The following is a 4348-nucleotide window of genomic DNA, read 5'->3' as shown; positions in this document are numbered from 1 at the left end:
AGCTGCACGGTCTCGGTGATCTCAGTGTCATGGGGATCGATGTGGCGGCACCGGGAGAATACGAAACCGCCTGTGGCAAGGGTTATTGGGCTTGTGCCCCCGACGAGCCTGAGGTGCTGTTTCTCGAGAACCCGGCCATCGATTATTTTGCCGCCGAAGGTGGGAATTCGTTCTTCGTCTGGGACGTCGATAGCGGCTCGTTCAAGAGAATATGGATCAGCGATTGAACCAACTCGGGAAGCTGCTCCCAAAGCGAGAGCGTCGAGTCATCGGCGGGGATTCGAAGGACTCTCCTCTTTCGGCTTATCGAAATCCTTGCAAGGTGATGGCCACCTGTCACAAGAGCCCACGTCACCTATTCTCGTATAGCGCAAGCTGCTCGCGCTTTCACCCTCCGCGTCCGTCACCGTGATCTCGATCTCCAGAGTTCGACCGTCGCTGCTCAAGGAAAAGATCTCTCGTACCCCGGCTGGACTCGCTGATTCTCCCGACGAAGGCTCGCGTGAGCCTTCGCTCACGAGCGACCGGCCTTCCCACCGGGAAGTCATCGTGATGCTTCCCGCCTGCCCGACGAACACCGGGGTCGTGGTCTCGCGATCGGGGTCGTAGATCCGCGCGTGGCTCTCGTTGATCTGACTCTCGATGACGAGCGTGCCGTTGGCCGGTTGAGTGATGTGGAGAGTCTCCGGCGCGCCAACTCCGATGAGGCCTGCCATCACGGCCGCCGGAGTGACGTGACTTCGGGCCGGATCCAGTCTCCACGTGCCCGAGAAGTCCGGCGGCTGGGCGAGCAACGAAGAGGCTCCAGCTAGGATCGCTAGCGTCAGGGCACAGGAGGCTGTGTACTTTATTGTTCCACTCCCAGATCGAGCGCGACGATCTTCTCCCGGTCGCGAGCGTAGAGCGTCGTCCCCACGAGGGACGGGGCGCTCCAAGAGGTGGTGTCGAACACCTTGGCCCGGGACAGGATCGTTACGCCTTCCGGAGAAAGCCGCGCGAGTGCGAGATCCCCACCTTCGTCCAGGATGATGGCCTTGCCGTCGGCATAGATCAGGCTTGCGCGCCCGAAACCGCGATGCTGCCACGAGGCTCGGCCGGTCTTGACGTCGAGTGCGGTGAGAAAGGCCGGTCCGAAATCACCCGCGGTGCCGTAAATGGTGTCGCCAAGGCGAAGAGCGCTCAGAAACATGAAACGCACGCGATTCGTGAACCAGAGCTCCTCCGCCAGCGTGACGTCGCCCTTCGGGGTGAGGCGAATCGCCCGGCTTCCCGCCTTGTAGGCGGATGACACGACGAGGACGTTGTCCGGGCCCCACAGCGGCGTGCTGCAGTTGAGGTCGTTTCCCGGATCGTGAGGAATCGACCAGAGCACTTCTCCCGAGGCCGGATCCATTCCGTTGACCGTGCCCCCTCCGAAAACGACGAGCTGCGGCGCTCCCGCGACCTCGATCAGAATGGGCGGCGCCTCCGAGGTCAAGAAGTCGCCCGCCTTCCAAACCACGGCGCCATCGCGCTGCCGGAAGGCCATCACCGATTGCCCTGGCCCGCCGACGCTGCAAATGACGTTGTCCTCGAAGGCGATCGGGCTGCATCCGTAGCCCGCCTTGACCACCGGCCGAATGAGAAGCGACGGCGAGTCGAACTCCGCGACGAGGTCGTGCGACCAGAGGACCTCACCGCTTCGCGCATCCAGCGCGTACATCTGCTTGTTGGTTCCGATAGTAAAGAGACGATCACCGACGATGAGAGGGGTCGCATGGGGGCCGGCGCCGAAGTTGAAGTCCTCGAGCTTCGAAGGGTACTTGTGCTCCCAGATCGTCTCCCCGGTCTTCCTGTCGAGGGCAACGACTCGCTCTTCGCGGTCCCAAGGTCCACCGCGCTCACGGCCGTTGCCCACCCGATACATGGTGTACAGTCGCGACCCGTCGGCGACGATCGCCGAGTGACCCGTGCCTAACGGACGACTCCAAACCACGGGAGGCCCCGCATCGGGCCACGTCTCGGCGAGCCCCGTCCTCTCCACGATGAAGTTTCGGTTTGGCCCGCCCCATTGAGGCCACGTCTCCGGCTCCGCTGAGCCCTGGGCTCTCACCGTGCCGGGTGCCAGAAAGACACCGGTCGACAAGGCGACAATCACGATTAGCGGCTTCGGCAGCGCGAGAATCACTTCCCCCGCCTTCCCGCCGCTTCGACCGAAGCGCGTCATCTACGGCTTGACCTTCTCCGGACGTCTCGAAGACGCCATTCCCATCAAGCTGGCCATCACCCAGAGCGGTCCGGCGAGCAGTTGCCTGAGGTTGGCAAAGAAGGCCGGTGATCTCTTTTCAAACACGTAATGTCCTCCGAATTGCAGAACCCAGCCGAGAACGAACCCGGCCCAGAGAACGCTCCAGGAGAGACCCGGCGCTGCCAGAAACGAAAGGGCAACGAAAAGCGCGAATCCCAACGTGAGCGTGGGGCTCAGCGTGAGCTGATAGAGGGTAACCGCCACGAAGACCGCGAGGGCCACCCCGAGATCGACTTTCGCTAGAAGGCCCACGACGGTGAAGGCGATGAGCGGTATGCCGAAATAATGGCACAGCTTGTTCATCGGATGCGCGTGATAGCGCGCGTAGTCGTCGAACAACGCCGAAAGCCTCGCGCTTTCCATGACCGGGGATACTCGCACGAGCGCGGGGCACGCCGCAAGCCCGTGGTATGATTGTGCGCTGAAAGGGAGCTCGGGACGAAAGGGAGGTTGATTTCATGGCAAAGGATTCGGAGGCCGCCCAGAAGAACGACGTGCACATTCCGGGCATCGATTACGACCCCGGTCAGCAAGGCCCGGCCTCCTACTCCATGATCGAGCCGCGCCTGAAGGCGATTTACGCTCAGTTCTACAAAGAGACCTACTACACGGAGCAAAAATCGCTCGACTCGAAGACCCAGGAGCTCATCGCGTTGGCCTGTTCGCTGGTCGCCAAATGTGACGGCTGCATCGAAGGACATATCAAGAAGGCTCTCAAAGAGGGAGCGACGAAAGAGCAGATCAGCGAAGCGATCGTCATCGCGATCGGTGTCAACGCTGCCGCCATTGTCGACATGACTGACAAGGCCGCCGAGAAACTAGGGCTCAATCACTTCCCTGCCAAGGCAAGTCGAAAAATCTAGCTCCAAAATACATAACGGGACAAGCCGTCTGGAACAGTCCAAAAGGAGGCGACCCAGTGAGCTCATTCGACCGTCGCACTTTCTTGAAGACGACCGCCGCGGGCCTTGCCGTGGTTCCGGCGGCCCGAGGGCTCGCGCTCCCATCGGATGACGATCCGCTGGGCGTTCGCGCCGACTTCCCCGTCACCGAGACCCACACGTACCTGAACACCGCGAGCGTGGGACCACTGCCGAAACCGGTTCGGGACGCCGGGGTTGCTTATCTGGACGAGAACATGCGCGCGCCGTTCTCCGCCCGACGCGCCGATACCCGGGAGGAGGCTCGCACCCGTTTCGCCGCTCTCTTCGGCGCCAAACCGGAAGAGGTTGCCATGCTCTACTCCACGAGCGACGGAGAGAACATCGTCGCCAGCGCCCTAGACCTCCGGCCGGGCGACAACGTCGTCATCGACGAGCTCCATTTCACGACCACATTCGTTCTCTATCGAGCGCTCGAGAACCAGAAGGGCATCGAGCTTCGCATCGTTTCGCAGAAGGACGGTCGTGCCGACATCGAGGATTTCGACGCCCAGATCGATGGGAGAACGAAGCTCGTCTCCGTGGCCTGGGTCTCCAACCGAAACGGATACCTCGAGAACCTCCAAGGGCTGACGGAGCTGGCGCACGCCAAGGGAACCCTTCTCTTTGCCGACGGGGTTCAGGCTCTCGGACACTTCCCCACGAACTTGCGCGAGGAGGGGGTCGATTTCGTCTCCTGCAACTCTTATAAATGGCTTTTCTCGAGCTTCGGCGCCGCTCCGTTCTTCGTGCGCGAGGAACATCTCGATCGCGTGCGGCCGGACCGTTACGGACACGGAACAGCGGCTGAGGATCTTGCTGATTATCACTTCGAGATGCACGAGACGGCGAGAAAATACGAATACGCGAGCGCCGCCTTCGGCACCGTCTATCAGCTGAACGCCGCTCTCGACTATTTGAAGCGCGTCGGCCTCGATCGGATACGAAACCACACGGTCGCGCTTGCCCAGGAGCTCCGTCAGGGCCTCGTCGGGCTGGGTTTCGATACCTGGACTCCGCCGATGAACGATTCCCCAATCGTGAGCTTTGTCCACGGCCGCGACCCCGCCGGGATGCGCGAGCTTCTGGACAGAGAGGGAATCGTCGTGACGTTCCGTGAGGACGGGGAATCGGTGATTCG

Annotated in this window: 6 protein-coding genes; 3 read left to right on the top strand and 3 right to left on the bottom strand. The window is 61.8% G+C overall.

Going from position 1 to position 4348, the window contains the following annotated elements:
• On the top strand, positions 1 to 227 hold a 227-nt coding region (locus tag VEK15_28295; protein HXV64631.1), incomplete at its 5' end, for a hypothetical protein.
• Positions 228 to 266: 39 nt separating this feature from the next.
• On the opposite strand, the gene VEK15_28290 is transcribed toward VEK15_28295, so the two are convergent.
• Genes VEK15_28290 through VEK15_28280 form a run of 3 tightly spaced genes read right to left on the bottom strand, consistent with a single transcriptional unit; the run spans position 267 to position 2650 of the window.
• Entirely contained in the window at positions 267 to 794 is a 528-nt protein-coding gene (locus tag VEK15_28290; GenBank protein HXV64630.1) for a hypothetical protein, read from the bottom strand.
• A gap of 53 nt (positions 795 to 847) precedes the next feature.
• Positions 848 to 2206 (bottom strand): PQQ-binding-like beta-propeller repeat protein, encoded by a 1359-nt coding sequence (locus VEK15_28285; GenBank protein ID HXV64629.1) that lies wholly within the window; start codon positions 2204 to 2206, stop codon positions 848 to 850.
• A complete protein-coding gene (locus VEK15_28280; protein HXV64628.1) occupies positions 2207 to 2650 on the bottom strand; it encodes an Mpo1-like protein in 444 nt (147 codons plus the stop codon). It abuts the gene before it with no gap.
• Between the two features lie 95 nt (positions 2651 to 2745).
• Here VEK15_28280 and VEK15_28275 point away from each other — a divergent pair, with 95 nt between their 5' ends.
• On the top strand, positions 2746 to 3150 hold the full coding sequence (locus VEK15_28275; protein ID HXV64627.1) for a carboxymuconolactone decarboxylase family protein: 405 nt from the start codon (positions 2746 to 2748) through the stop codon (positions 3148 to 3150).
• A gap of 56 nt (positions 3151 to 3206) precedes the next feature.
• Positions 3207 to 4348 (top strand): aminotransferase class V-fold PLP-dependent enzyme (locus VEK15_28270; protein ID HXV64626.1); only part of this gene is annotated, 1142 nt, incomplete at its 3' end.

The sequence above is a fragment of the Vicinamibacteria bacterium genome (genome assembly GCA_035620555.1).
Classification (GTDB): Bacteria; Acidobacteriota; Vicinamibacteria; order Marinacidobacterales; family SMYC01; genus DASPGQ01.
Note: the sequence above shows the minus strand (reverse complement) of the source record. Positions and strands in the feature narration are given on the sequence as shown.

What these genes read in the sequence shown, in the direction of transcription:
- VEK15_28275 (HXV64627.1), top strand. Translation starts at nt 2,746, where the DNA reads ATGGCAAAGGATTCGGAGGCCGCCCAGAAGAACGACGTGCACATTCCG.
- VEK15_28285 (HXV64629.1), bottom strand. Translation starts at nt 2,206, where the DNA reads ATGACGCGCTTCGGTCGAAGCGGCGGGAAGGCGGGGGAAGTGATTCTC.
- VEK15_28280 (HXV64628.1), bottom strand. Translation starts at nt 2,650, where the DNA reads ATGGAAAGCGCGAGGCTTTCGGCGTTGTTCGACGACTACGCGCGCTAT.